This is a genomic window from Niallia circulans, assembly GCF_003726095.1.
GTDB lineage: Bacteria > Bacillota > Bacilli > Bacillales > Cytobacillaceae > Niallia > Niallia circulans_A.
On record NZ_CP026031.1, the window covers coordinates 705,373 to 731,392 of the forward strand.

Genomic DNA, 26,020 nt, shown 5'->3' on the forward strand with positions numbered 1-26,020 from the left:
TATGAGCAGTAAAAGAATCAATCCACTACCTAAAATAATCGGGTTTGCCTTTTTGCTTATCATGGCTGTGATTTGGATTATTCCTTTATTATGGGGAGTTGTAACCTCCTTTAAATCAGAGATAGAACTACAAACAGTAGGCTTTAAATTTCTTCCCATTGAATGGGTACTGACAAATTACACGACTTTATTAGTTGATAATACAAGTACACCATTGGTTCGTTGGTTTACAAATTCAGTTGTTATTTCTGTGTCACACACATTATTAGTATTAATTGTGGTGACATTATCAGCCTTCGCTTTTAGTAGATTGAATTTTAGAGGGAAAAATGGTTTGTTTGCCTTTTTAATGGCAACGATGATGTTTCCTGGTGTAGTAAATCTTATTCCTCTCTATAAAATCATCGATATTCTTGGTTGGGTAAATTCTCCGATTGCGATGATTGTTCCAGGCGCAGCAGGTGTATTCAATATTTTTCTAGTTAGACAATTTATGAATAATATTCCTCTCGAATTTGATGAAGCAGCTCGTATGGATGGGGCAAGTGATTTTCAAATTTTAGGTAAGGTAATTTTGCCTTTGATCAAACCGGTTCTCCTTGTTGTTGCCTTATTTTCCTTTACAGGATCATGGAATGACTTTTTATGGCCATCAATTGTTTTTAATGATATAGAAAAAATGCCGATCACACCGGGGCTGCAGCTATTGCAAGGGATGTATCAAGCACAGCCAACCTTATTAATGGCAGGCGCATTGGTTGCGATAATTCCCACCTTTATCCTGTACCTATTCGCACAGAAATATTTCTTAGAATCAATGTCCTTATCAGCTGGAGTGAAAGGATAATGAATAGAAAACTAGAAAGAAATTTAGTGAGAATAGTAGGCGTTTGGCAAATCGTTGATGGACTTATTACGATCCTGCTATATGGAACAGTAAAAAAGGTAGAAGGTGCTAAGCTTGTGGAGGACTCGGCTTTTGTCTATATAAAAGCGATGGAATCTTATGTTGGAAGTATCTATATATTCATTGGTATGTTTGGGGCTTTATTAATTGGTCTAGGATTAATAAATTTAGTCTGTGCCAAGAAATATATGATAGATGATCAAGTTCATGTAAAGGTTGCCGTATGGCTGTTTGTATGTGGAGCACTATCCTATATCATCATGGATATTATCAGTCTAGTTTTATGTATGTCAGCGGGTATTTTAGTTTTAGCAAAAAATAAATCTATTCGAAAAATAAATAGGACAATAAATAAACGAGTCGGAGGTATAAATTAATGAATGTATTGCATCCAAATCCTCAGTTTCACAGAGTGGAATGGGTTTCTTTAGATGGAAAATGGAAATTTGCGTTTGATGATAAAAAAGTGGGAGACAAAGAGAGATGGTATGACTCTTTTCCAGAAAGCCAAACAATCAATGTGCCGTTTACTTATGAGACGAAAGCGAGCGGCGTCAATCAGCAAGAACATCATGAAACAGTATGGTATGAAAGAACAATCGTAATCGATGATACAAAGAAGCATCCAATTGTCCATTTTGAAGGAGTAGATTATGAGGCTTTTATCTATGTAAATGGGAATCTTGCCACGATCCATCAAGGAGGTTACCATGGTTTTTCTGTGGATGTAACTGACTTTGTAACAACTGGAGAGAATAAACTAACTATTAAAGTCAAAGATTCAAAGGATTGTGCACAACCAAGAGGAAAACAGCGCTGGCATGATGAGAATTTTGGCTGCTGGTATGTTCAGACAACAGGAATATGGAAATCCGTTTGGTTGGAATATGTAAATGAGTTTCACTTAAATCATGCGAAAATTACACCATTATTTGATGCCCAACAAGTAGCGATTGAAGTAGAAACAAAAGGAATTCCGCTAACGGCAGATGGCTATAAAATAGTGGCATCCATCCAATTTGACGATAAAGTAATCAATGAATTAACAGCTAATATAATTGATAATGCAGCGTCCCTTACTGGAAGTGTATTAGAAAGACTGGATCCATGGACAATGAAAGTATGGAGTCCAGAAAGCCCTAAATTATATGATTTGACGCTTAAATTGTACCACCATGATGAATTACTGGATGAAATTCACTCTTATTTTGGTATGCGCAAGATATCTATTGAAGGAAATAGAATTCTTCTTAATAATAGAGAGTTATATCAACGCTTAATTTTGGATCAAGGCTACTGGGAAGAATCAGATTTAACACCACCAAGTGTTGCGGCGTTGGAAGAAGATATCGATAAAATATTAGAGTTGGGATATAACGGAGTTCGTAAGCACCAAAAAGTAGAAGACAGCAGATTTTTATATTTAGCAGATAAGAAAGGGCTTCTTGTCTGGCTGGAAGTTGGTTCAACGTATGGCTTTAGTGACAAAGCAGTCCGCAATTTTACCCATGAATGGCTGGAAATTGTGAAGCAAAATTACAACCATCCGAGTGTGATTACATGGGTGCCATTTAATGAATCGTGGGGCATTGGCGATATCCATCATGATAAGCAGCAACAAGCTTTTACGGAAAGTATCTATCATTTAACTAAAGCGTATGATCGTAATCGCCCTGTTATCACAAATGATGGCTGGGAACATACTATTTCCGATATTATCACCCTTCATGACTATGAGGAATATGGAGCGTTGCTTGCAAGTAGATATAAAGACAGCGACAAGTTAATGTCAAATGGCATCCAGTTCAATAAAGGTTTTTATGCTTTTGCAGATGGTTATCCGTATAAAGGACAGCCAATAGTTATTTCAGAGTTTGGCGGAATCGCTTTCCAAACAGAGGAAGGTTGGGGCTATGGGAATCAAGTGAAGGATGAAGAAGCGTTCTTTAAACGTTTTGAAGACATCCACCATGCAGTTCAGGATTTAGAATACGTATGTGGTTATTGTTATACACAACTAACCGATGTCCAACAAGAAGTAAATGGCTTACTTACAATCGATCGGAAGCCAAAAGTTTCTGTAGAGAGAGTAAGACAAGTAAATACCCGAAGATTATAATCATAGGAGTGTATACGATGACGAGACAAGAATATCCCCGTCCGCAGTTCGTACGTGACCAGTGGATTAACTTAAATGGAACTTGGCAATTTCAGTTTGACGATAAGAATGTTGGTGAACAAGAGCAATATTTTAATAAAGAAACACTGGATAAAGAAATACAAGTACCGTTTGTTTACCAATCTAAGTTAAGTGGAATTGGGGAAAGAACCATTCATGAATATGTATGGTATAAGAAAGAAGTAGTGATTCCTAAATACGCAGATAAACGAACGATCTTGCATTTTGGTGCAGTAGATTACTATTGCAAGGTATACGTGAACGGAAAATTTGTGGGAGACCATGAAGGCGGGCATACTTCATTCTCATTTGATATTTCGAATTATATATTAGACGAAAACCAAAGTATTACTGTTAAAGTCTATGATCCTATCAAAGATGAAACCATTCCACGAGGGAAGCAGTTCTGGGAAGAAGAACCAAGGGCGATTTGGTATACGAATTCTACAGGGATTTGGCAGACGGTCTGGGTGGAACAAGTAAATAATGATTATCTGGAAAAAGTTCGATTTACTCCTGATCTAGACCGCGGTGTCGTCTGGATGGATTTTGATTTAAATAAAGAAGCAGAAATATCAAAAGCGAATTATTATGTGAAATACAAAATAAGTTTTAAGAATATTTTAATTGCGGAAGATCGAATTAAAATGAATAATCTTGCGGAAAAACGTGCGGTTGATATTATCCAAAATAAAATCTTTCGCACAAATTTTCACGATAGCGGCTATACTTGGTCACCGGAACACCCAAATGTATTTAACGTATCTATCGAACTTTGTGATGAAAAAGGAATCGTTTTAGATAAAGTACAATCTTATTTCGGCTATCGAAAAGTTCATACAGAAAATGGTATGGTTTATTTAAACAATAAACCATATTATCAAAAGCTGGTTCTTGATCAAGGTTATTGGCCAGAGGGGCTTTTAACGGCGCCGAAAGCAGAAGATTATAAAAAGGATATAGAATTAGCGAAAGAAATGGGATTCAATGGCTGTAGAAAGCATCAAAAAACAGAAGATCCTCTCTTCATGTATTATGCAGATACATTAGGTTTTCTAGTATGGGGAGAATGTGCATCTGCTCCTGTTTATACAAAAGAAGCGGCGACAAGATTAATGAAGGAATGGATGGAAATAGTCGATCGTGACTATAATCACCCTTCTATCGTTACTTGGGTTCCCTTAAATGAAAGCTGGGGTATTCCGGATATTCATCATGATAAAAAACAACAGCATTTCTCTACAACCATGTATCACATGCTCCATGCTATTGATGGTACACGTCTGGTTATCTCAAATGATGGCTGGGAAGCAACCGTTACAGATATCTGTGCGATTCATAACTACGGTCATGGAAATGCCGATGAAAAAGCGAAGTATCAATACTTCAAAGAGTCCATATCTACAGTTGATAATTTACTTACACATTCACATAGTAAATGGGAAGTGTATGCAGAAAACCACTCCCACCAAGGAGAACCAATCCTGTTAACAGAATTCGGAGGCATCGCCTTTAAAATCGGCGAACAAAGCGGTTGGGGCTACACTTCTGTGGAGAACGCAGAAGATTATATAACAGAATACCGCAAAATCATGGAAGCAATCTTTCAATCAAAGGGATTATGGGGCTATTGCTATACGCAGCTGACAGATGTTGAACAAGAAATTAATGGGATTTTAACGTATAATCGGATTCCAAAATGCGATTTATCCAAGATTAATGAACTGAATAATCTCTTCTTTCCCGAGCGATTGGCGATTAAAGGGAAGGCGGCTAATGGAGGCATAAACTAACTAGATAATCTGTAAAGACCAACAATCTCTCATTTAGCTATTAGCTAATGGTTATTTTCTAATGCTGGTTGTTGCTGGTTTAAATGTAGTCATGTTTAAAAACTAATTTGTTCCAAACTATACTTATCAACAGTAATATGTTAAAATGTTCAAGGCTCATGACAGCGAAAATGATGGATGGTTTCAAGTTATCCTGAGTTTCCTGACATGGGTTTTTATTTTGTCCGCTCAAAAAATAGTAACGAACGAATTAATTTCCAAAAGGAATACATAGCTATTTAGTAGCAGGGTTTGATAAAATACAAAAAGGAATGAGTTTTAGCATAGGCTGTTTGTCTGAACAATAATGGCAAGACTGTCTTCGATTAATACTAGCAAACCTTTAATCGACTATCTCTCTTAACGTTTGGAGGAAATAATGTGGCAGTAAAACAAATTGTAATGTACCCGGATCCGGTGTTAGAAATACCATGCGCGGAAGTTACAGTCTTTGATAAAAAATTAGCAAAGTTATTAAACGATATGTATGATACAATGATTGAATTTGACGGAGTAGGACTAGCTGCTCCACAAATCGGTATATCGAAACGCATTGCTGTAGTAGATATTGATGATGATATGGGTACACTGGAATTAATTAATCCCAAATTATTAGAAGTAAATGGCTCTCAAGTTGGTCCCGAAGGATGTTTAAGTTTCCCGGGATTATTCGGAGATGTCGAAAGACCATTGTCTATTACAGTAGAGGCGCAAAATAGAAAAGGAAAAAAATATATAATAGAAGCAGAAGAATATTTAGCACGAGCAATTTTACATGAAATGGATCATTTAGATGGAGTGCTATTTACATCAAAGGTAATTCGCTATCTAGAGGAAGATGAGCTAGAAGGAGTGGAAGCAAATGACTAAAGTAGTGTTTATGGGAACCCCGGATTTCTCTGTTCCTGTATTACAAAGATTATTAGAAGAAAAGTATGAAGTAATTGCGGTTGTGACACAGCCTGATCGTCCTGTGGGCAGAAAAAAGGTGTTAACCCCGCCGCCAGTAAAGGTAGAAGCTCTAAAACATGATATCCCTGTCTATCAACCAGAGAAGATTCGTCAATCAGACGAGCTGAAAGCTATTATCTCTTTGAACCCGGATATTATTGTGACTGCTGCGTTCGGTCAAATTTTGCCAAAAGAGCTATTAGATGCACCAAAATTCGGCTGTGTGAATGTTCATGCGTCCTTGCTTCCTGAATTAAGAGGAGGAGCTCCAATTCATTACAGTATTTTACAAGGAAAAGAAAAAACCGGTATTACGATTATGTATATGGCGGAGAAGTTGGATGCTGGTGATATTATTTCAGTTGCGGAAGTGGAAATTGAAGAAGAAGATACAGTAGGGACACTGCATGATAAATTAAGTCGTGTCGGAAGTGATTTATTAGCGGAAACTTTGCCTAAACTGTTAGCAGGAGAAATTACACCAATTCCGCAAAATGATGAGGAGGCGACGTTTGCGCCAAATCTGAAGCGTTCGGACGAACAAATTGACTGGACTGTTTCTGGAGAAGAAATTTACAATAAAATACGTGGACTAAATCCTTGGCCAGTAGCTTTCACTCTTTATCAAGGAAAGGTGATGAAAGTATGGGCGGGGAAGAAAGTGGCGAAAAAGAAAGATGCCGCTCCTGGAACGATTGTCGACATAACAGATCAAGGTCCAATTGTGGCAACAGGTAATGACACATACATTCAATTAACAGAAGTACAACCAGCGGGCAAGAAGAAAATGGACATCAGCGAATTCTTACGTGGGGCTGGCAGTAAAATGCAAGTAAATGAGATATTAGGAGTTACGAATGAAGAAAACTAAAAAAAATGTGCGAGAAGCAGCATTAGATATTTTGGAAGCTATTCAAAAAAATCAAGCGTATAGTAACTTATTGCTAAATACGACGATTAAGAAAAATGAGATTCCATCTAAAGATATCGGTTTGTTAACAGAAATTGTTTATGGAACGCTGCAACGAAAAATGACCCTTGAATTTTATCTACGTCCTTTCCTCAATAAAGGAAAGAAAATAGAAGAGTGGGTTTATATTCTTCTGCAGATGACTGTCTATCAAATTGTTTATTTAGATCGTATTCCCGATCATGCTGCCATAAATGAAGCAGTAGAAATTGCTAAAAAAAGGGGTCATAAAGGAATAAGCGGCTTTGTAAATGCTGTACTAAGAAATATGCAAAGACAAGGCTTGCCATCCTTTCATGAGATTCAAGATGAAATAGAACGACTTTCCATTGAAACAAGTCATCCAACTTGGCTTGTAAAAAGATGGGTCGAGCAGCTTGGTGTAGAAGAAGCGAAAAAAATGTGCGAAATTAATCTAACAGCACCGATGCAAACTGCAAGGGTTAATACAACAAAGGTTTCTGTAACGGAATGTATAGAACTTTTAACAGAAGAAGGATTTCAAGTAGAAGCAAGTGAGGTAATTCCAGAAGGGATTAAAGTTTTAAAGGGAAATATCGCTCATTCATCTGCTTATGAAAAAGGGCTGCTGACGATTCAAGATGAAAGCTCGATGATTGTTGCTTATGCACTAGATTTAGACAAACCTTATTCCGTATTGGATGCTTGTGCAGCTCCAGGTGGTAAATCTACTCATATTGCAGAGAAGATGAATAAGGACGGCAACATCCTTTCTATTGACCTTCATGACCATAAAGTAAAGCTGATTAAGCAAAATGCAGACCGCTTAAATTTACCAACGATTGAAACGAAGGCAATGGATTCAAGAAAGCTGGACAAAAGCTTGGAGCAAGAAAGCTTTGATCGAATTCTGTTAGATGCACCATGTTCAGGGTTTGGCGTAATGAGAAGAAAGCCAGATATGAAATATACAAAAACAGAAGCAGATGTCGATCGGCTGCAGAAAATTCAGTTGGATTTACTAGCATCTGTTTCCCTGCTTTTAAAAAAAGGTGGAATATTAGTATATAGTACCTGTACCATTGATAAAGCAGAGAATGAAGAAGTGGTGGAGAAATTCTTAGCTGCCAATACGCAGTTTGAGAGAGATAGTACATTGGCAGATCGTCTGCCTCAAGATGTAAAGAATTACGCAGAAGGAAATGAATTACAGATATTACCGCAATATTTTGGCTCAGATGGCTTTTATATTGCAGCATTAAGAAAGAAGGTGCAATGATGGAACAAGTAAAAACATCATCAAGAAGAAGACAAAAAGCAGAACCAACTATTCCCTCGATATACTCAATGGAATTGCAAGCACTAAAGGATTGGCTGACAGCGCATAATGAAAAGGCGTTTCGTGCGGATCAAATTTTTGAATGGCTATATAAAAAGAGAGTAACCTCTTTTGAAGACATGTCTAACTTATCGAAAAATTTACGTTTAATGCTTCAGGAAAATTTTACGATTACAACATTAAATACGCTTATTCAGCAAACATCAAATGATGGGACTATTAAATTTTTATTTGAATTACATGATGGATATTCCATTGAAACAGTTTTAATGCGCCATGATTATGGTAATTCTGTTTGTGTAACAACCCAAGTTGGCTGTCGAATCGGCTGTACTTTCTGTGCTTCTACATTAGGTGGATTAAAAAGAAACTTAGAAGCAGGAGAAATCGTTGCACAAGTCGTAAAAGTACAACAGGCATTAGATGAATTAGGCGAACGTGTAAGTTCAGTTGTTATTATGGGAATTGGGGAACCATTTGATAACTTTACTAGTATGTTAAGTTTCCTCAAAATTATTAACCATGAACAAGCATTAAATATTGGAGCAAGACATATCACTGTGTCAACCAGTGGGATTATCCCGAAAATTTATGAATTTGCGGATCAAAATATGCAAATTAATTTCGCGGTTTCCCTGCACGCGCCAAACACAGAGTTAAGAAGCAGACTAATGCCAATTAACAGAGCGTATAAATTACCTGATTTAATTGAAGCTATCCGCTACTATGTGGATAAAACAGGTAGACGTGTAAGTTTTGAGTATGGTTTGTTTGGGAACGTAAATGATCAAGTTGAGCATGCGGAAGAGTTAGCTGAGCTTGTGAAAGGAATCAAGTGTCACGTAAACTTAATTCCTGTTAACTATGTACCAGAAAGAGATTATGTAAGAACACCGAAGGATCAAATCTTTTTATTTGAAAAAACGTTAAAGAAACATGGAGTAAATGTAACAATCCGTCGTGAGCAAGGTTCAGATATCGATGCTGCATGTGGACAGCTTCGTGCGAAGGAGAGAAAAGAAGAGACGAGGTGATCACCTTTGAGTCAAATTTTTATGACTGATAAGGGGAAAGTTAGACAACATAATGAGGATAGTGGAGCAATTATTAGAAATAAAAGCGGTCAACGCCTTGCCATCGTAGCTGATGGCATGGGTGGACACCGTGCAGGTGACGTTGCAAGCTCACTCACTGTTGAGAAACTGACAGAACTTTGGACAATGGTAGAGGAAATTAAAACAGCAGATGAGGCAGAAAACTGGTTGGAATCCAATATTTTAGAGGTCAATCAATATGTTTTCGATTATGCTTCCACCCATCCAGAATGTGAAGGCATGGGTACTACTATTATAGGGGTAATCAGTACGGAAAATTTTGCGACGATTGCTCATGTGGGAGACAGTCGGTGCTATCTTTATAACGAAGATGGCTTTAAACAAATTACAGAAGATCATTCCTTAGTAAATGAATTAGTTCGCATGGGCCAAATTTCGAAAGAAGATGCAGAGCATCATCCCAGAAAAAATGTTGTTTTGAGAGCGCTTGGAACAGATGCTCAGTTAAATATTGATGTGATGACCATTATATTTGAAGAAGGCGACATCATATTTATTTGTTCTGATGGACTATCGAACAAAGTAACGGATCAACAAATAAAAGAGATTCTTGAAAAAGAGATTACATTAGAAGAAAAGGCTTCTACTTTAATCGAAACTGCCAATATAAATGGCGGAGAAGATAATATTACGGTCGTTATTTTGGAGTATGGGGATGGTCATCAAGCAGGTGAAGGGCAATGATGATTGGAAAAAGAATAAGTGGCCGTTATAAAGTCTTAGAGATGATTGGCGGAGGTGGAATGGCAAACGTCTACCTTGCGCATGACATGATTTTAGATCGAGATGTAGCAGTGAAGATGCTAAGACTCGATTATGTCAATGATGAGGAGTTTATTAAACGATTTCATCGCGAGGCGCAATCTGCTACAAGCTTAGCTCATCCGAATGTCGTCAATATATATGATGTAGGAGAAGAAGGAGACATCTATTATATTGTTATGGAATATGTGGAAGGCGATACACTGAAACAATACATACATAAAAACTCACCACTTTCTGTAGAGACAGTTATCGCAATTATGCAACAAATAACATCAGCAATCGCACATGCACATCAAAATAATATAATCCATCGCGATATAAAACCGCATAATATTTTAATAGATAAAGAAGGAAAAGTAAAAGTAACCGATTTTGGAATTGCGATGGCGTTAAGTGCGACAAGCATCACGCAAACAAATTCTGTGCTAGGCTCTGTTCATTATTTATCACCAGAACAAGCTCGTGGTGGAATGGCGAATAAAAAATCTGATATTTACTCTCTTGGGATTGTAATGTTTGAATTATTAACAGGGAGATTGCCTTTTTCTGGTGAATCAGCTGTTTCGATTGCTTTAAAGCATTTGCAGTCTGAAACTCCTAGTGTTAGAAGATGGAATGAAGCGATCCCGCAAAGTGTGGAGAATATCGTCTTAAAAGCTACTGCGAAAGATCCTTTTTATCGGTATAATAGTATGGAAGAAATGTCAGAGGATTTGCAAACAGCTTTAAATTTAGAGAGACTAGATGAACCCAAGTTTGCAATACCAGTTGATGACGAAGCAACAAAAGCAATTCCGGTTATTACAAATGATGGTTTATATAAAAATTTTGATGAGACGATTATTCATACAAATGAAAAAGAAGATCAAGGAAAAACCTTGGTAAAGGAATCTCCAAAAAAGAAAGAAAAGAAAAAGAAAAAGAAGAAAGCTAAGAAAAAGGGAAAGAAAATTGCTGCGATTATTATTTCAACCTTTCTCGCCTTGCTATTAATAATGGGACTAGTATTATTTCTTCTGCCAGATTTACTTGCACCAGAAGATATAGTTGTTCCTGATGTCGCTGGTTTAGAATTAGATAAAGCAAAGACAACGCTCGAAGAAAAAGGCTTCGTAGTGTCTGATACTATTACCTTAAATAGTGATGATGTGGAAAAAGGTCATGTTATTAAAACAAGTCCTAGTGCAGGCAGCGCGCGAAGAGAAGGGACAGAAATTACTATTTATGAAAGTCTTGGAAAAGAGACGGTCGTTCTCAGTGATTATGTAGGAAGAAAATATGATGATGTGGTGAAACTATTAGAATCAGAAGGATTCGATTTTAAAGATATTGAGCCTATCGAAGTATTTGATGATAGTGAACCAGGAACAATATTAGAACAAAATATTAAGCCAAAAGAGGAAGTAGTACCAAGTGAAACATCATTAGAATTTACAATTAGTAAAGGTGCACAATTGATTAGTGTCAAGGATTTATCGGATTATACGAAAAAAGAAGTAAATGACTATGTGGACGATGTTGGTTTAACGGTAACTTTTAAGGAAGAATATAGTGACACAGTGGAAAAAGGTCTAGTCATTTCTCAAACGCCTGAAGCTCGTACTAATTTGAAAAAAGGAGCAGAAATTACTGTTGTTCTTTCTAAAGGAAAAAAAGAAGTCCAACCGAAAGAAGTAATGAAAGAAATATCTATTCCATATGAACCGACGGAAATGACTGCTGATGGGAAGCCGGTCGAACAAACAGTAAGAATATATATTGGTGATTTTAATAATAGTATGACAGAACCAGCTGAAACATTTAAGATTACCGAAAATACTAAAAAGACAATCTATCTGCAAATTCCTGAAGGGCAAAAAGGATATTATCGAGTGCAGATTGACAGTGTGGTCATTATTGATGAAGAGGTTCCTTATCCTAACTAGTAATTGGTTTGAATTAAGCAAGAAAGGGAATGCTTTTTAAGTAGCTAGTTTCTAATAAGCTGTCGTTTTTTTAATAGTTTTTAGAGACACGCAAGAACTTTTATAAGCGAGTTGAAGTAAGTAAGGAGCGTTATATTTATGCCTAAAGGCAAAATTATTAAAGCGTTAAGTGGATTTTATTATGTATTAAGTGAGGGGCAATTAATACAGTGTCGCGGTCGAGGCGTTTTTCGAAAAAATAAGATAACTCCTTTAGTAGGTGATGAAGTCGTTTTTCAGGCAGAGAACACAACAGATGGCTACATTCTAGAAGTAAAAGAAAGAAAAAATGAATTAGTTAGACCACCGATTGCCAATGTGGATCAAGCAATTCTTGTCTTTTCTAGTGTGGAACCTGATTTTAGTACTGCATTATTAGATCGTTTTCTAGTATTAATTGAATACAATAGAATTGATCCGGTAATCTGTATGACAAAAATGGATTTAGCAAGTAGTGAGGTGGTTGAAAAGATGAAGGAGTACGCAGCACAATATGAAGCTGTGGGGTATCCTGTCATTTTAACCTCTTCTGAAACCGAAACGGGTATAGGACAGCTGCTGCCTTATTTAAAGGATAAAATATCGGTATTTGCCGGACAATCGGGAGTAGGAAAGTCTTCTTTGTTAAATGTAATTAGACCTGATTTAGACTTAAAGACAAATGAAATCTCCTCCAGTTTAGGAAGAGGAAAGCATACAACAAGACATGTAGAGCTTATCTCAATTGGAGATGGACTTGTTGCAGATACACCTGGCTTTAGTTCACTGGAGTTTCTAGAAATTGAAGGAGAAGATTTGAATTATTGTTTTCCTGAAATAGAAAAAACAAGCGAAAACTGTAAGTTTAGGGGCTGTCTACATCTTTCAGAACCAAAATGTGCAGTGAAAGAAGCGGTAGAAAATAATGAAATTCCAACTTATCGTTATGAGCACTATAAAGATTTCTTACAAGAAATTAGAGATCGAAAACCGAAGTATTAGTTTTTTCTGATTAGGAGAGAATTCTATATTCCATTTTGGGAGCTTGGGCAGAGATGAGAAGACCGAGCATATACACCTAAAAACGATTGAATTCTTGGAAATCACATCTCAATAGACTTTTACTTATTTTGTATTTACAGCCTTAAAGCAGATTCTTTCTATATAGCCGTTTGGACTATTTATCTGGATTGATTAGTAATCAAAGTAGATAAAGAAGACAAAGGCATATAAAAAAGGATCTGTATTTTTGTATAGAAAAGTAATAAGAGGAGGAGAAATATGATTGTTCATATTATGGCTGGAGGACCAAAGCAGTATATTCCTAATTTAGATAACTATTCAAAAGATATTTGCTGGATAGGTGTGGATAGAGGTGTTATGTATTTAATCGAAAGATCCTTGCCGATTTATGCTGCTTTTGGTGATTTTGATTCTATTTCGGAAACAGAACTGCATGCGATGGAGGAAAAAACAGGGATTATTAAACGTTTTAAACCAGAAAAAGATGAAACAGACATGGAACTTGCTCTTTTATGGGCTATTAAAGAAGGTGCAACGACTATTCGGTTATTTGGTGCGACAGGGGGAAGACTCGATCACACAATCGCAAATCTGCAGCTATTACTACGAGAAGCGTTAGACAATAAGCATATTCAACTAGAAATAATCGATAAACAAAACAGCGTATCTGTTGTACAAGCAGGAGCTTATACGGTAAAAAAACTGGAGGAATATAAATATATTTCATTTTTCCCATATAGTACAAAGATTGTAGGTCTATCTTTAGAAGGTTTTAAATACCCTTTAGTAAGGAGAAATCTTCCTGCTAGCAGCACATTGTGTATTAGTAATGAACTAATTCGAGAAACTGGTACTTTTTCCTTTGAAGAAGGCATATTAATGGTAATAAGAAGTTGTGATTAAAATCTGATAAATGATTGTACTAATAATTTTTATCTTAATAGGAAATGTGAGTGCTAGCGATGTTTATTGATTAAGGAGGGACAGTATTCATGAGATTTTATACCATTAAATTGCCGAAATTTTTAGGAGGACTTGTCCGGGCGATGTTGGGGACCTTTAAAAAGGATTAACAACGGATTCTGCGAATTTTTTTAGTAAAGACAACCATTCGCGATATTGGCGGGAAATTTCAAGGACTTACGGTACTTATACGACTTGCCTATTGTAGTTTGGAGACAAAATAAAAAAGGACATGTAACATGTCCTTTTTTATTGCGATCTGATTAAACACGTTCTACTTTACCAGATCTTAATGCTCTAGCAGAAACCCAAACACGTTTAGGTTTACCGTCTACTAAAATACGAACCTTTTGAAGGTTAGCTCCCCAAGTACGTTTGTTAGCGTTCATTGCATGGGAACGAGCATTACCTGTAGTTGTTTTTCTTCCAGTGATAACACATTTACGTGGCATGTATATTTCCCTCCTTATTACAGAAACTCATTAAAATGAGTTTGAAAAGTCATAGATAGCAATTTACTTATAGTCTGCTAAATAATCCTCGTTACAGATACCTTAATAATTTATCATACAACTTAAATGAATGCAATAGTTGGATGAAAAGCTTTCAAGAAAATTTCCTTGACATGTCTTTCCTTATTAAACAAATCCGTTTATCTCAAGACTTTATGGGAATAGTAAAACAAGTAGGTGTTTTCTGAATTTATCCCAATGCTTTAATAGAAGGGTTATTTTGTTATATAATAATAATAAGCTTTTTAACTATAGCTTTCAAAAACGTTTTGATTATAGTAAAATGTCAGTAGTCAAGGAGCAATTCCAAAGGGGGAAAACTCATGTCCATTGAACTAAGAACGAATTTCGGACAAATTGATATATCTACAGAAGTTATCGCTACAATCGCAGGTGGGGCAGCAGTAGACTGCTACGGTATCGTTGGAATGGCGTCGAAAAATCAAATTAAAGACGGTTTAACAGATATTTTGCGAAAAGAAAACTTTACACGTGGTGTAATCGTTCGAAAAGTTGAAGAAGAAGTACATATTGATATGTATATCATTGTAAGTTACGGAACGAAAATCTCCGAGGTTGCGCACAATGTTCAATCGAAAGTAAAATACACACTCAATAAGACAGTTGGACTTGCCGTTGACTCGGTTAATATTTACGTTCAGGGAGTTCGTGTGACGAACCCGTAGTAGAGGAGGAAACACAGTGTCAATTACAGTTTTAGAAGGAAAGCGATTTGCCGAAATGGTAATCCAAGGAGCAAACCATTTGTCCTCTAATGCTAAATATGTAGATGCGTTAAATGTTTTTCCAGTGCCAGATGGAGATACAGGAACGAATATGAATTTATCGATGACTTCAGGTGCAAAGGAAGTTCAAAAGAATATTCAATCACATATCGGTAAAGTTGGAACCTCATTATCGCGAGGTTTATTAATGGGAGCCAGAGGGAATTCAGGGGTTATTCTTTCCCAATTGTTTCGAGGATTTTCCAAACATATTGAGCAAAAAGAGACAATAACTGGAAAAGAATTTGCTAATGCTTTACAATTCGGTGTGGAAACAGCATATAAAGCAGTAATGAAACCTGTAGAAGGGACGATTCTTACAGTTGCAAAAGATGCTGCAAAGAAAGCGGTTCAATCTGCCGAAAAAAATGATGATATCATTGTTATCATGGAGGATACAGTAAAAGAAGCAAAAGCTTCGTTAAACAGAACACCTGAACTACTGCCTGTGTTAAAAGAAGTAGGCGTTGTTGATAGTGGTGGGCAAGGACTAGTATTTGTATATGAAGGGTTTCTTGCGGAGCTAAAGGGTGAAAAACTTCCAGACGCCGTGCAAAATGTTGTTTCCATGAATGAATTGGTAAATGCTGAACATCATAAAAGTGTTCACAGTTATATCAATACAGAAGATATTGAATTCGGCTATTGTACAGAATTTATGGTTCGTTTAGAACAAGAAAAGTTAGGAAATAAGCCGTTTTCAGAAGATGACTTCAGACAAGCGTTAAGTAAATATGGAGATTCATTACTTGTTATTGCGGATGATGAAATTGTGAAAATTCATATTCACTCCAATCAGCCTGGTGAAGTATTAACATTTGGACAAAAATACGGTAATTTGGTAAAAATGAAGATTGAAAATATGCGTGAACAGCATAGTAGCTTAGTGGATGCAGCTGAAAAAGAGGAAGTAAACAATACTCATTCTGTGGAAGAACAAAAAGAGTATGGGGTTGTAACAGTTTCGATGGGAAGCGGAATTGCAGATCTTTTCAGAAGTATCGGTGCTCATTATGTTATTGAGGGCGGTCAAACAATGAATCCAAGCACGGAAGACATTGTTAATGCTGTGAGACGTATCAATGCGAAAAAGGTCTTTATTTTACCAAATAATAAAAATATTATTATGGCAGCAGAACAAGCAGCTGACGTATTAGAACAAGACGTTGTGGTTATCTCTTCTAAAACTGTTCCACAAGGAATGTCAGCATTACTCGCTTTTAATCCTTCTAGTGATTTAGAAACAAATGAGAAGAATATGAAAGCAGCGCTTGAACATGTGAAAACCGGCCAGATTACGTATGCAGTCAGAGATACGAGTATTGATGGCCTAGCGATTGAAACAGGCGACTTTATGGGACTTGCAGAAGGAAAAATTATTGTAAAAAGTAAAGATAAAACAGAATCTGCAATGGAACTTTTAAAGTCAATGATCGATGAGGATACAGAAATTGTGACGATAATTAAGGGAGAAGAAGCGACAGAAGAAGAGGTTGAAACGCTTGTATCTTTTATTGAAGACAATTTTGAAGATGTGGAAGTAGAAGTCCATGACGGTAAACAACCACTGTATTCTTTTATTTTTTCTATTGAATAATAGTACTTTTAAAAGGGTGTGCCTGTATATATGGAGGCATGCCTTTTTTATTTTATAGAGAGTCGAAGGAATGGAGCGGTCCGTCTGTTATTTGTTCCCTTTTTCGGGAGAAGTAGAGAAAAAGGGAACAGAGAGACGTCCTCTGTCCTCGTATAGCGTCAATGACTATATATATGTCAAAGAAAAAAGGAACGAATATACCGTAACAAAAGTTATGCAGGAAGGAAACTTTCGACATAATTCCCTTCAAATTTTCATACTTCCCTAATCTAAATTAGCTATTTTCTATCGAACAATAAGAATTAGAACCATATATTAATATAGTATGATATTATATAGTGTAATCATTTTAAACACAGTATTATGTTAAAGAAATATCAATTCCATTTTTGGCCATTAAGGAGAGACAAATCCATGAAATTTAAAAGCGTTTTTGATATTATTGGTCCAGTCATGATTGGTCCATCCAGTTCTCATACAGCTGGTGCTGCAAGGATTGGCAGAGTGGCGCGTAATCTTTTTGAAAGAGAACCAAAATGGATAAACATTCATTTTTATGGTTCATTTGCCGAAACATATAAAGGCCATGGAACAGATGTAGCGATAATTGGAGGGATTCTTGATTTTGATACCTTTGATGAGCGAATTAAAGAATCCTTAGAAATTGCAGAACAGCATGGAATCCAAGTTAAATTTCATATAGAAGAAGCGATCCCGGAACATCCTAATACAGCAAAAATTCATTTAGGGGACGACGACGGAGAAATGGAGCTTGTTGGTATTTCTATTGGCGGCGGGAAAATAGAAATTATCGAGTTAAATGGCTTTCAATTAAAGCTTTCTGGTCATCATCCTGCAATATTAGTTGTTCATAATGACCGATTTGGTGCCATTGCGAAAGTGGCTAATGTATTGGCTAAACACGAAATTAATATTGGTCATATGGAAGTTAGTCGTAAAGAAAAAGGAAAACTGGCTTTAATGACAATTGAGGTCGATCAAAATATAGAAGAAGCGATTTTAAAAGAGCTTGAACAGTTAGATTCAATTGAAAAAGTTACAACAATCGTGGAATAAAGGGAGGGGTAAATATGTTTCGTAATGTAGCAGAATTGGTAGAAATAGCAACAACTAGAAGTTTACCGATTTCCGAAATAATGATAGAACAAGAAATGCAAGTAACAGGAAAAACAAGACAAGAAATTATCGGTCAAATGGAAACGAATCTTCAAGTAATGGAGCAAGCGGTTGAAAGAGGGTTAAAGGGAGTTGTATCCCATTCTGGATTAACTGGTGGAGATGCGGTGCTTCTCCAAAACTATATTAAGAAAGGTCAATTTCTTTCCGGAGAGATTATTCTAGATGCGGTAAGTAAAGCTGTTGCAACAAATGAAGTAAATGCCGCTATGGGAATGATATGTGCAACACCGACAGCAGGGTCAGCAGGAGTGGTGCCTGGTACGTTATTTGCTGTACAAAATAAACTGAATCCTACAAGAAAGCAAATGATTGCATTTCTTTTCACATCTGGTGCATTTGGATTTGTTGTGGCAAATAATGCTTCCATCTCAGGTGCGGCAGGGGGATGTCAAGCAGAAGTTGGCTCGGCTGCCGGCATGGCTGCAGCAGCAATTGTAGAAATGGCAGGAGGAACACCAGAACAATCAGCACATGCTATGGCCATCACGTTAAAGAATATGCTCGGTCTTGTTTGTGATCCAGTTGCTGGATTAGTGGAAGTTCCTTGTGTAAAACGAAATGCAATGGGTGCAGCGAATGCGATGATTGCTGCTGATATGGCTTTGGCTGGTATTAAAAGTCGTATCCCCTGTGATGAAGTAATTGATAGTATGTATCGCATTGGTCAGGCAATGCCTACAGCGCTTAAAGAAACAGCACGGGGAGGGTTGGCAGCAACACCGACAGGTCGCAGGTTAGAAGCTGAAATCTTTGGTAGTGCAGCTGCCGCAAACAAGTGAGTGAGTCTTTACAACTATCCGTTGAACATATAAAAGGGGTTGGACCCGAAACAAAAAAACAGTTAGAAGAAATGAATATTCATAAGATTAATGATTTGCTAGAATATTTTCCTTATCGCTATGAGGATTATCGTCTGAAAAACCTCGAAGAAATAAAGCATGAAGAAAAAGTGACGGTAGAAGGGAAGGTTCATAGTGAACCATCCCTTATTTTTTATGGAAGAAAGAAATCTAGATTAACTATAAAGCTATTAGTCGAACAGTACTTAATTACGGTTGTGTTTTTTAATCAGCCCTATTTAAAAAGTAAATTAGCTGTGCAAGAATTGATTACGGTAACAGGGAAATGGGATCAGCACCGGCAGACCATAACAGCAAACCATTTGCAAATTGGCAGTAATCAAAAGGGGCATGTATTCGAACCAGTCTATGCTGTAAAAGGGAATATGACCGTAAAAAGTTTACGTAAATATATATCCTCTGCTTTAAATCAATATGGAGAATTAATCGAAGAGAATTTTCCCCCTTCGATGTTAACGAAGTATCGTTTGCTGCCTCGAAAGGAAGCACTCAAGATTATCCATTTTCCTGAAAAGAGAGAGGATCTAACGCAAGCTAGAAGACGTTTTGTGTATGAAGAATTTCTTTTGTTTCAATTAAAAATGAGTGCCTTAAGAAAATACGAAAGAGAACATTCTGGTGGCAAAAGCCAGCAATATTCCCTTGAAAAACTAACCACTTTCATTAAGGAGCTTCCTTTTCCGTTGACAAATGCTCAAAAAAGGGTAGTAAACGAAATTCTCACAGATATGAAAGCAGATGTGCGAATGAATCGTTTACTGCAAGGGGATGTAGGATCAGGGAAAACAATTGTTGCTGCGATTGTGTTATATGCTTCGATCCTTTCAGGCAACCAAGGTGCGCTAATGGCACCGACAGAAATCCTGGCAGAGCAGCACGCAGATTCGCTGCATCATATTTTTTCAGAATTTGGCGTAACATGTGGTTTGTTAACAAGCTCTGTTAAAGGTAAAAAAAGAAAAGAATTACTAGCCCAACTAAAAGAAGGGAAAATCGATATTTTAATAGGGACACATGCATTAATCCAAGATGATGTAGTATTCAAATCATTAGGATTAGTCATTACAGATGAACAGCACCGCTTTGGTGTGGAACAAAGAAGAGTACTGCGGGAGAAGGGGGAAAATCCAGATGTTCTGTTTATGACTGCGACCCCAATTCCACGAACGCTTGCCATCACGGTATTTGGTGAGATGGATGTCAGTATTATCGATGAAATGCCAGCAGGGCGAAAAAACATCGAAACATATTGGGTAAAGCATGATATGTTAACAAGAATCCTGCAGTTTATGGAAAAAGAACTCCAGCAAGGAAGACAAGCTTATGTAATTTGTCCGTTAATCGAGGAGTCCGAAAAACTGGATGTTCAAAATGCGATCGACGTGCATGCGATGTTATCTACCTTTTTCCAAGGCAGATACAATGTAGGGCTTATGCATGGAAAACTGCATCCAGAAGAGAAAGATAATATGATGAAACAGTTCAGTCAGAATGAGATCCAAGTGCTTGTAAGTACAACGGTTGTTGAAGTTGGAGTTAATGTACCAAATGCGACATTTATGCTCGTATATGATGCAGAACGATTTGGGTTATCACAGCTTCATCAGCTAAGAGGGAGAGTAGGGCGAGGGGATGCCCAGTCTTACTGTGTATTAATCGCAGATCCGAAAACAGATGTTGGCAAAGAACGAATGAAAATTATGACGGAAACAAGCGATGGGTTCGTGTTAAGTGAGAAGGATCTAGAATTAAGAGGACCAGGAGATTTCTTTGGGAAAAAACAAAGTGGTCTACCTGAATTCAAAATGGGTGATATGATACACGATTATCGCATCTTGGAAACAGCAAGAAATGACGCTGCTATCCTAATCGAGTCAACTGCATTCTGGCAAAATGACGACTACAAAGCGCTAAGAGATTCTCTCGAAGAAACAGGAGTCCTTAACGGAGAAAAGCTAGATTAATCACAATATATTTTCTAGTAAATAACAAGTTTAAGTATGTTGACATCTTTTTTATAGAGAGAGTTTAGGAATCATAAAGTAGCTTGAATAACCGCAGATAACATAAGAATAGTATAGCCCCTTATCGTACAGCTGGAAAAGATAGGGTAGGGAATTCAGGCTGAGGTTTATGTTTTTATTCACTAGCGGAGAACAAAACTTCGGCTTGCAATCCCATTGTATAAATTATATACTACTATTAGTACCTAGTCTTAATAGTGCGGTGGTGTGAATAAATGAAGAGGAACAAAAGAGAACGTCAAGAGCTTTTAGTGGAGACAATCAAGGAAACTCCATTTATTACAGACGAGGAATTGGCGGAAAAATTCTCTGTTAGTGTACAGACGATAAGACTAGATCGGTTAGAACTATCCATTCCAGAGCTTAGAGAGCGCATTAAAAATGTCGCCAAACAATCACTTGAAGACGAAGTGAAAGCATTGCCTATCGAAGAAGTCATTGGTGAAATAATCGATATGGAATTAGATAGTTCAGCTATATCTATCTTTGAAGTGAAAGAAGAGCATGTTTTTAAAAGAAATGGTATTGCAAGGGGGCATCATCTCTTTGCACAAGCGAATTCTCTTGCGGTAGCCCTAATTAACGATGAACTAGCACTAACGGCAAAAGCCAGTATTCATTTTACGAGATCGGTTAAATTAGGTGAACGAATTATTGCTAAAGCAAAAGTAAAGCATATAGATAGTATAACTGGCAGAACAACAGTAGAAGTGAATAGTTATGTGAACACAGAATTAGTTTTTAAAGGTGAATTTGACATGTACCGTGCCAAAAGATAAAGGAGTAATCAATATGATGAAAATTGCAATGGATGCAATGGGGGGAGACAATGCCCCAAAGGAAATAGTTATTGGTGCCCAAAAAGCAATTGAAACTTTTTCAGACCTAGAGATACTTCTTGTTGGGGACGAAAAACAGATTCAAGCTTCTCTAACCAATAAAGAACGAATCAACATTTTACATACAGAAGAGCAAATTTTAGCAACAGATGAACCAGTAAGAGCAGTACGCAGGAAAAAAACAGCTAGTATGGTCCTTGGTGCTACAGAAGTAAAAGAGGGAAGAGCAGATGCGTTCATATCAGCAGGAAATACAGGTGCCTTAATGGCAACTGGATTATTCGTTGTTGGTAGAATGGAGGGGATTGACCGCCCAGCATTAGCACCAACCTTGCCGACGATTGGTGGAGAAGGATTCCTTTTACTTGATGTTGGTGCAAATGTAGACGCTAAGCCAGAAAACTTAGTTCAATATGCCATGATGGGGAGCATCTATTCTGAAAAAGTAAGAGGAGTTGCTAAACCAAGAGTCGGCTTATTGAACATTGGAACAGAAGAGAAAAAGGGAAATGAGTTAACAAAGAAAACCTTTGAACTTCTCCAAAATACCAATATTCATTTTATCGGAAATGTGGAAGCACGTGATTTGCTTGAAGGAGTATGTGATGTTGCTGTGACAGACGGTTTTACAGGAAATATGATTTTAAAAACGGTTGAGGGAACAGCAATGTCGATGTTTAAAATGATTAAGGCCGAGTTAATGAGCAGCTTTACTTCTAAAATGGCTGCTGCTGTCTTGAAGCCTAATCTAAAGCAGATTAAAAATAAGTTAGATTATTCAGAGTATGGCGGAGCTGCCTTATTCGGTTTAAATGCCCCTGTAATCAAGGCCCATGGTTCGTCTGATAGTCAAGCGGTTTTTAGTGCAATCAGACAAACAAGAGAATTTGTGCAATCAGGGGTAGTCGCTCAAATTAAGGATGCAATGGAGAATAAATAGAGACAGATATAGTGAATTCCACTTCTAATGGGAAGAAAAGGAGAGTAAAAATAAATGAGTAAAATCGCTTTTGTTTTTCCAGGTCAAGGCTCACAAGTAGTTGGAATGGGAAAAGATTTATTTGAACAATTTGAACCGGCAGCAAATGTATTTAAAAAAGCGGATCAAAAATTAAACTTTTCTTTGACGGACTTAATTTTTGATGGACCAAAGGAAGAGCTTACGCTTACCCATAATACACAGCCAGCTTTACTTACAACAAGCATCGCCATTTTAGAACATTTTAAGCAGTTTAATATACAGCCAGATTTTGTTGCTGGTCATAGCTTAGGTGAGTATTCAGCGTTAGTAGCAGCAGGTGTGCTATCTTTTGAAGAGGCTGTATATGCGGTTCGCAAACGTGGAGAATATATGCAAGAAGCTGTTCCAGCAGGCGAAGGAGCAATGGCCGCTGTGCTTGGATTAGAAAGAGAGAAATTAACTGCGGTCACACACGAGATTTCAGATGCAGGTAATTCTGTACAGTTGGCTAATCTTAATTGTCCTGGACAAATTGTAATCTCAGGAACAACAAAGGGTGTTGAATTAGCGGGAGAAAGAGCGAAGGAAGCAGGTGCAAAGCGTGCAATTCCTCTGGAAGTAAGTGGTCCCTTCCATTCTGAGTTAATGAAACCAGCAGCGGAAAAATTTGCATCTGTATTAGATGGATTGCAATTAACAGATGCAAAAATTCCTGTCATTGCTAATGTAACGGCAGCTCCAATTCAAGATCACGCAGAAATAAAAACAAAGCTGGTGGAGCAATTGTATTCATCTGTCCTTTGGGAAGATTCCGTTCGCAACATGCTTGATTTAGGGGTAGATACATTTATTGAAATTGGACCTGGTAAAGTTCTTTCCGGTTTAATCAAGAAAATTGATCGAAAAGCAAAAGTATATGCTGTAAATGATATAGAAACAAGTAGTAAAGTTGCAGAAGAATTAAAGGGGGATATGTAAGTGAAATTAGCTGGTAAAGTTGCTGTTGTCACTGGAGCATCTCGAGGAATTGGCAAATCGATTGCACTTGAGTTAGCAAAGCAAGGTGCAGACGTTGTTGTTAACTATGCAGGAAGTGTAGAGCGTGCCAATGAAGTAGTGAAGGAGATCGAAGCTTTAGGAAGAAAAGCAATAAGCATTCAATGTGATGTATCAGATAGTGATGCTGTAAATGCGATGATGAAAGAAGTGTTAGAAGCGTTTGGCAGTCTGGATATTTTGGTGAATAATGCTGGAATTACAAGAGATAATTTGCTAATGCGTATGAAAGATTCAGAGTGGGACGATGTTATTAATACCAATCTTAAAGGTGTGTTCCTCTGCACGAAAGCAGTCACAAGACCAATGATGAAGCAAAGAAAAGGCAGAATAATTAACATCACCTCCATTGTTGGTGTGACAGGAAACCCTGGGCAAGCCAATTATGTTGCAGCAAAAGCAGGTGTGATTGGTTTTACAAAAACAACTGCGAAAGAACTTGCTCAGCGTAATATTACGGTAAATGCGATTGCTCCTGGATTTATTACAACAGATATGACGGATAAATTGACAGAAGAAGTGAAAAATGGCATGCTTACGCAAATTCCGTTAGGTCAATTTGGTAAACCAGAAGATATTGCTAATGCTGTTGTCTTTTTAGCTTCTGATGAGAGCAGCTATATCACAGGGCAAACATTGCATATTGATGGTGGAATGTATATGTAATCTTTCCTAAACAAAGGGAAAAATGCGAATAGTAAGAGAATAAACATCAGATAAAGTTCTCATTTATTATTTCGTTAAAATACTCTATAATGCATTTGAGGGGAGGTGAAATAAATGGCAGATGTATTAGAGCGTGTAACAAAAATCGTTGTAGATCGTCTTGGCGTAGAAGAATCAGAAGTAACTTTAGAGGCTTCTTTCAAAGATGATTTAGGGGCTGACTCTCTTGATGTAGTTGAACTTGTTATGGAATTAGAAGATGAGTTTGATATGGAAATTTCTGACGATGATGCTGAAAAGATTTCTACAGTTGGTGATGCTGTGAACTACATAAGTAATCGCTAATCAATGTTTAAAAGCTCCGTTATAACGGGGCTTTTAATTTTGTATGTTAGCGATGATTTATGTATATTCTATGATTGTAGAAATATCAGGGAAATCCATTATGAAAATGGCTCTAAGAATAGATGACAATATCTGTTTGTTTGATGTATACTAATAACTAAATACCTATTATTATAGGCAAAATATTAGTTGTTGGACGGATAGATAGCGATTCGTGCAAATGAATAACAAATACAGCGTTTATTGACGCATAAAAGGATAGAAATAGTTTTTCTTATGTGAAGTGGGGTTAGCCCCCTAGTGGTAGCCCGATTTCTGTAATAGAAAAGGCTTGGAGAGAAAAAACTTTCCAAGTTTCTTTGCGTTTTTTATCTTTTTTACTTAAACTTGAAATGAATTGTAAACTTAGTGCTAAGGTGGATGCAAAATGCGAGGCAATCGAAAAGACAAAAGAACTGTTCGACCAAATGAGAAAAAAATGAAAGAACTCCAAGATAAATTGGGGATTCATTTTACGAATGAAAAACTATTAAAGCAAGCTTTTACCCATTCATCATATGTGAATGAGCATCGAAGAAAACCACATGAAGATAACGAAAGATTAGAATTTCTTGGGGATGCTGTTCTGGAATTAACGGTTTCTAAATTTCTTTTCAATAAATTCCCGATGATGAGCGAAGGTGAGCTGACTAAATTGCGAGCTGCAATCGTTTGTGAACCATCGCTTGTTTCCTTTGCTAATGAACTTTCCTTTGGTAAGTATGTGCTCTTAGGTAAAGGAGAGGAAATGACTGGGGGAAGAACTAGACCAGCGCTGCTTGCTGATGTATTTGAAGCGTTTATTGGTGCTTTATATTTAGACCAAGGATTAGACTCAGTGGTAGCATTTTTAGAGGAAGTTATATTCCCGAAAATTAATAACGGTGCTTTTTCTCATGTGATGGATTTTAAAAGTCAACTACAAGAATATGTACAAAGAGATGCTGTTGGAACAATCGAGTATAAAATATTACTTGAAAAAGGACCCGCACACAATAGAGAGTTTATTTCACAAGTCTTTTTAAATAATCGAGAACTTGGAACAGGTATGGGGCGTTCCAAGAAAGAAGCAGAGCAGCAAGCTGCCCAAAAATCATTATTAATGCTAAAGGCGGAAAGTGAAAACTAAATGCTCAAGAAAACAAACGAAGAAAAACAACTAGAGGAAAACAAGGAAGAATCGGGGTG

The 26,020-nt window shown here is 37.0% G+C and carries 25 protein-coding genes; 24 read left to right on the plus strand and 1 reads right to left on the minus strand.

Features of this window, described 5'->3' with window-relative positions; all coding sequences use genetic code 11:
• The first annotated feature begins 1 nt into the window (after position 1).
• The 13 genes from C2I06_RS03180 (at position 2) to spoVM (ending at position 14,058) form a co-directional block, all read left to right on the plus strand.
• A complete protein-coding gene (locus tag C2I06_RS03180; protein ID WP_095329129.1) occupies positions 2-847 on the plus strand; it encodes a carbohydrate ABC transporter permease in 846 nt (281 codons plus the stop codon).
• Positions 847-1,284: a hypothetical protein gene (locus C2I06_RS03185; protein ID WP_095329130.1), complete on the plus strand. Its 438-nt coding sequence runs from the start codon at positions 847-849 to the stop codon at positions 1,282-1,284. The genes C2I06_RS03180 and C2I06_RS03185 overlap by 1 nt, the downstream gene beginning before the upstream one ends.
• Positions 1,284-3,026, plus strand: coding sequence for a glycoside hydrolase family 2 protein (locus C2I06_RS03190; RefSeq protein WP_095329131.1), 1,743 nt, complete (start codon positions 1,284-1,286; stop codon positions 3,024-3,026). The genes C2I06_RS03185 and C2I06_RS03190 overlap by 1 nt, the downstream gene beginning before the upstream one ends.
• 17 nt (positions 3,027-3,043) lie before the next feature.
• The gene (locus C2I06_RS03195) at positions 3,044-4,879 is read left to right on the plus strand and encodes a glycoside hydrolase family 2 protein (RefSeq protein WP_123257438.1); all 1,836 of its coding nucleotides are present in this window, start codon (positions 3,044-3,046) and stop codon (positions 4,877-4,879) included.
• Positions 4,880-5,299: 420 nt separating this feature from the next.
• A complete protein-coding gene (gene def, locus C2I06_RS03200; protein ID WP_095329133.1) occupies positions 5,300-5,788 on the plus strand; it encodes a peptide deformylase in 489 nt (162 codons plus the stop codon).
• Positions 5,781-6,740, plus strand: coding sequence for a methionyl-tRNA formyltransferase (gene fmt, locus C2I06_RS03205; protein ID WP_095329134.1), 960 nt, complete (start codon positions 5,781-5,783; stop codon positions 6,738-6,740). Before def ends, fmt begins: the two co-directional genes overlap by 8 nt.
• Positions 6,727-8,079 (plus strand): 16S rRNA (cytosine(967)-C(5))-methyltransferase RsmB, encoded by a 1,353-nt coding sequence (gene rsmB, locus C2I06_RS03210; protein ID WP_095329135.1) that lies wholly within the window; start codon positions 6,727-6,729, stop codon positions 8,077-8,079. Before fmt ends, rsmB begins: the two co-directional genes overlap by 14 nt.
• The gene (gene rlmN, locus C2I06_RS03215; RefSeq protein WP_095329136.1) at positions 8,076-9,173 is read left to right on the plus strand and encodes a dual-specificity RNA methyltransferase RlmN; all 1,098 of its coding nucleotides are present in this window, start codon (positions 8,076-8,078) and stop codon (positions 9,171-9,173) included. Before rsmB ends, rlmN begins: the two co-directional genes overlap by 4 nt.
• A gap of 6 nt (positions 9,174-9,179) precedes the next feature.
• Positions 9,180-9,938: a Stp1/IreP family PP2C-type Ser/Thr phosphatase gene (locus C2I06_RS03220; RefSeq protein WP_095329137.1), complete on the plus strand. Its 759-nt coding sequence runs from the start codon at positions 9,180-9,182 to the stop codon at positions 9,936-9,938.
• A complete protein-coding gene (pknB, locus tag C2I06_RS03225) occupies positions 9,935-11,944 on the plus strand; it encodes a Stk1 family PASTA domain-containing Ser/Thr kinase (RefSeq protein WP_123257439.1) in 2,010 nt (669 codons plus the stop codon). Before C2I06_RS03220 ends, pknB begins: the two co-directional genes overlap by 4 nt.
• 138 nt (positions 11,945-12,082) lie before the next feature.
• A complete protein-coding gene (rsgA, locus tag C2I06_RS03230) occupies positions 12,083-12,964 on the plus strand; it encodes a ribosome small subunit-dependent GTPase A (RefSeq protein WP_095329138.1) in 882 nt (293 codons plus the stop codon).
• Positions 12,965-13,243: 279 nt separating this feature from the next.
• Complete coding sequence (locus tag C2I06_RS03235) at positions 13,244-13,888, plus strand: thiamine diphosphokinase (protein ID WP_095329139.1); 645 nt, start codon at positions 13,244-13,246, stop codon at positions 13,886-13,888.
• 89 nt (positions 13,889-13,977) lie between these two features.
• Complete coding sequence (gene spoVM / locus C2I06_RS03240; protein WP_016201070.1) at positions 13,978-14,058, plus strand: stage V sporulation protein SpoVM; 81 nt, start codon at positions 13,978-13,980, stop codon at positions 14,056-14,058.
• 153 nt (positions 14,059-14,211) lie between these two features.
• Here spoVM and rpmB read toward each other — a convergent pair whose 3' ends face one another.
• A complete protein-coding gene (gene rpmB, locus C2I06_RS03245; RefSeq protein ID WP_016201071.1) occupies positions 14,212-14,400 on the minus strand; it encodes a 50S ribosomal protein L28 in 189 nt (62 codons plus the stop codon).
• Between the two features lie 383 nt (positions 14,401-14,783).
• On the opposite strand from rpmB, the gene C2I06_RS03250 reads away from it, so the two are divergent.
• The 11 genes from C2I06_RS03250 (at position 14,784) to rnc (ending at position 25,961) form a co-directional block, all read left to right on the plus strand.
• Complete coding sequence (locus C2I06_RS03250; RefSeq protein WP_095329140.1) at positions 14,784-15,146, plus strand: Asp23/Gls24 family envelope stress response protein; 363 nt, start codon at positions 14,784-14,786, stop codon at positions 15,144-15,146.
• Between the two features lie 16 nt (positions 15,147-15,162).
• A complete protein-coding gene (locus tag C2I06_RS03255; RefSeq protein WP_095329141.1) occupies positions 15,163-16,842 on the plus strand; it encodes a DAK2 domain-containing protein in 1,680 nt (559 codons plus the stop codon).
• A gap of 414 nt (positions 16,843-17,256) precedes the next feature.
• A complete protein-coding gene (gene sdaAB, locus C2I06_RS03260; protein ID WP_095329142.1) occupies positions 17,257-17,919 on the plus strand; it encodes an L-serine ammonia-lyase, iron-sulfur-dependent subunit beta in 663 nt (220 codons plus the stop codon).
• A 14-nt stretch (positions 17,920-17,933) separates the two neighbouring features.
• On the plus strand, positions 17,934-18,821 hold the full coding sequence (gene sdaAA, locus C2I06_RS03265; protein ID WP_095329143.1) for an L-serine ammonia-lyase, iron-sulfur-dependent, subunit alpha: 888 nt from the start codon (positions 17,934-17,936) through the stop codon (positions 18,819-18,821).
• On the plus strand, positions 18,818-20,866 hold the full coding sequence (gene recG / locus C2I06_RS03270) for an ATP-dependent DNA helicase RecG (RefSeq protein ID WP_123257440.1): 2,049 nt from the start codon (positions 18,818-18,820) through the stop codon (positions 20,864-20,866). Before sdaAA ends, recG begins: the two co-directional genes overlap by 4 nt.
• Before the next feature lie 275 nt (positions 20,867-21,141).
• Entirely contained in the window at positions 21,142-21,705 is a 564-nt protein-coding gene (gene fapR / locus C2I06_RS03275) for a transcription factor FapR (protein ID WP_095329145.1), read from the plus strand.
• 16 nt (positions 21,706-21,721) lie between these two features.
• Positions 21,722-22,705, plus strand: coding sequence for a phosphate acyltransferase PlsX (gene plsX / locus C2I06_RS03280; protein ID WP_095329178.1), 984 nt, complete (start codon positions 21,722-21,724; stop codon positions 22,703-22,705).
• A gap of 54 nt (positions 22,706-22,759) precedes the next feature.
• Complete coding sequence (fabD, locus tag C2I06_RS03285) at positions 22,760-23,704, plus strand: ACP S-malonyltransferase (RefSeq protein ID WP_095329146.1); 945 nt, start codon at positions 22,760-22,762, stop codon at positions 23,702-23,704.
• Positions 23,705-24,448, plus strand: coding sequence for a 3-oxoacyl-[acyl-carrier-protein] reductase (fabG, locus tag C2I06_RS03290; RefSeq protein WP_123257441.1), 744 nt, complete (start codon positions 23,705-23,707; stop codon positions 24,446-24,448).
• Between the two features lie 114 nt (positions 24,449-24,562).
• A complete protein-coding gene (locus C2I06_RS03295) occupies positions 24,563-24,793 on the plus strand; it encodes an acyl carrier protein (RefSeq protein WP_016201082.1) in 231 nt (76 codons plus the stop codon).
• Between the two features lie 427 nt (positions 24,794-25,220).
• Positions 25,221-25,961, plus strand: coding sequence for a ribonuclease III (gene rnc, locus C2I06_RS03300; RefSeq protein WP_095329148.1), 741 nt, complete (start codon positions 25,221-25,223; stop codon positions 25,959-25,961).
• The last annotated feature ends 59 nt before the right edge of the window (positions 25,962-26,020 follow it).

What these genes read in the sequence shown, in the direction of transcription:
- C2I06_RS03180 (WP_095329129.1), top strand. Translation starts at nt 2, where the DNA reads ATGAGCAGTAAAAGAATCAATCCACTACCTAAAATAATCGGGTTTGCC.
- C2I06_RS03185 (WP_095329130.1), top strand. Translation starts at nt 847, where the DNA reads ATGAATAGAAAACTAGAAAGAAATTTAGTGAGAATAGTAGGCGTTTGG.
- C2I06_RS03190 (WP_095329131.1), top strand. Translation starts at nt 1,284, where the DNA reads ATGAATGTATTGCATCCAAATCCTCAGTTTCACAGAGTGGAATGGGTT.
- C2I06_RS03195 (WP_123257438.1), top strand. Translation starts at nt 3,044, where the DNA reads ATGACGAGACAAGAATATCCCCGTCCGCAGTTCGTACGTGACCAGTGG.
- fmt (WP_095329134.1), top strand. Translation starts at nt 5,781, where the DNA reads ATGACTAAAGTAGTGTTTATGGGAACCCCGGATTTCTCTGTTCCTGTA.
- rsmB (WP_095329135.1), top strand. Translation starts at nt 6,727, where the DNA reads ATGAAGAAAACTAAAAAAAATGTGCGAGAAGCAGCATTAGATATTTTG.
- rlmN (WP_095329136.1), top strand. Translation starts at nt 8,076, where the DNA reads ATGATGGAACAAGTAAAAACATCATCAAGAAGAAGACAAAAAGCAGAA.
- pknB (WP_123257439.1), top strand. Translation starts at nt 9,935, where the DNA reads ATGATGATTGGAAAAAGAATAAGTGGCCGTTATAAAGTCTTAGAGATG.
- rsgA (WP_095329138.1), top strand. Translation starts at nt 12,083, where the DNA reads ATGCCTAAAGGCAAAATTATTAAAGCGTTAAGTGGATTTTATTATGTA.
- C2I06_RS03235 (WP_095329139.1), top strand. Translation starts at nt 13,244, where the DNA reads ATGATTGTTCATATTATGGCTGGAGGACCAAAGCAGTATATTCCTAAT.
- spoVM (WP_016201070.1), top strand. Translation starts at nt 13,978, where the DNA reads ATGAGATTTTATACCATTAAATTGCCGAAATTTTTAGGAGGACTTGTC.
- rpmB (WP_016201071.1), bottom strand. Translation starts at nt 14,400, where the DNA reads ATGCCACGTAAATGTGTTATCACTGGAAGAAAAACAACTACAGGTAAT.
- C2I06_RS03250 (WP_095329140.1), top strand. Translation starts at nt 14,784, where the DNA reads ATGTCCATTGAACTAAGAACGAATTTCGGACAAATTGATATATCTACA.
- sdaAB (WP_095329142.1), top strand. Translation starts at nt 17,257, where the DNA reads ATGAAATTTAAAAGCGTTTTTGATATTATTGGTCCAGTCATGATTGGT.
- sdaAA (WP_095329143.1), top strand. Translation starts at nt 17,934, where the DNA reads ATGTTTCGTAATGTAGCAGAATTGGTAGAAATAGCAACAACTAGAAGT.
- fapR (WP_095329145.1), top strand. Translation starts at nt 21,142, where the DNA reads ATGAAGAGGAACAAAAGAGAACGTCAAGAGCTTTTAGTGGAGACAATC.
- plsX (WP_095329178.1), top strand. Translation starts at nt 21,722, where the DNA reads ATGAAAATTGCAATGGATGCAATGGGGGGAGACAATGCCCCAAAGGAA.
- fabD (WP_095329146.1), top strand. Translation starts at nt 22,760, where the DNA reads ATGAGTAAAATCGCTTTTGTTTTTCCAGGTCAAGGCTCACAAGTAGTT.
- C2I06_RS03295 (WP_016201082.1), top strand. Translation starts at nt 24,563, where the DNA reads ATGGCAGATGTATTAGAGCGTGTAACAAAAATCGTTGTAGATCGTCTT.
- rnc (WP_095329148.1), top strand. Translation starts at nt 25,221, where the DNA reads ATGCGAGGCAATCGAAAAGACAAAAGAACTGTTCGACCAAATGAGAAA.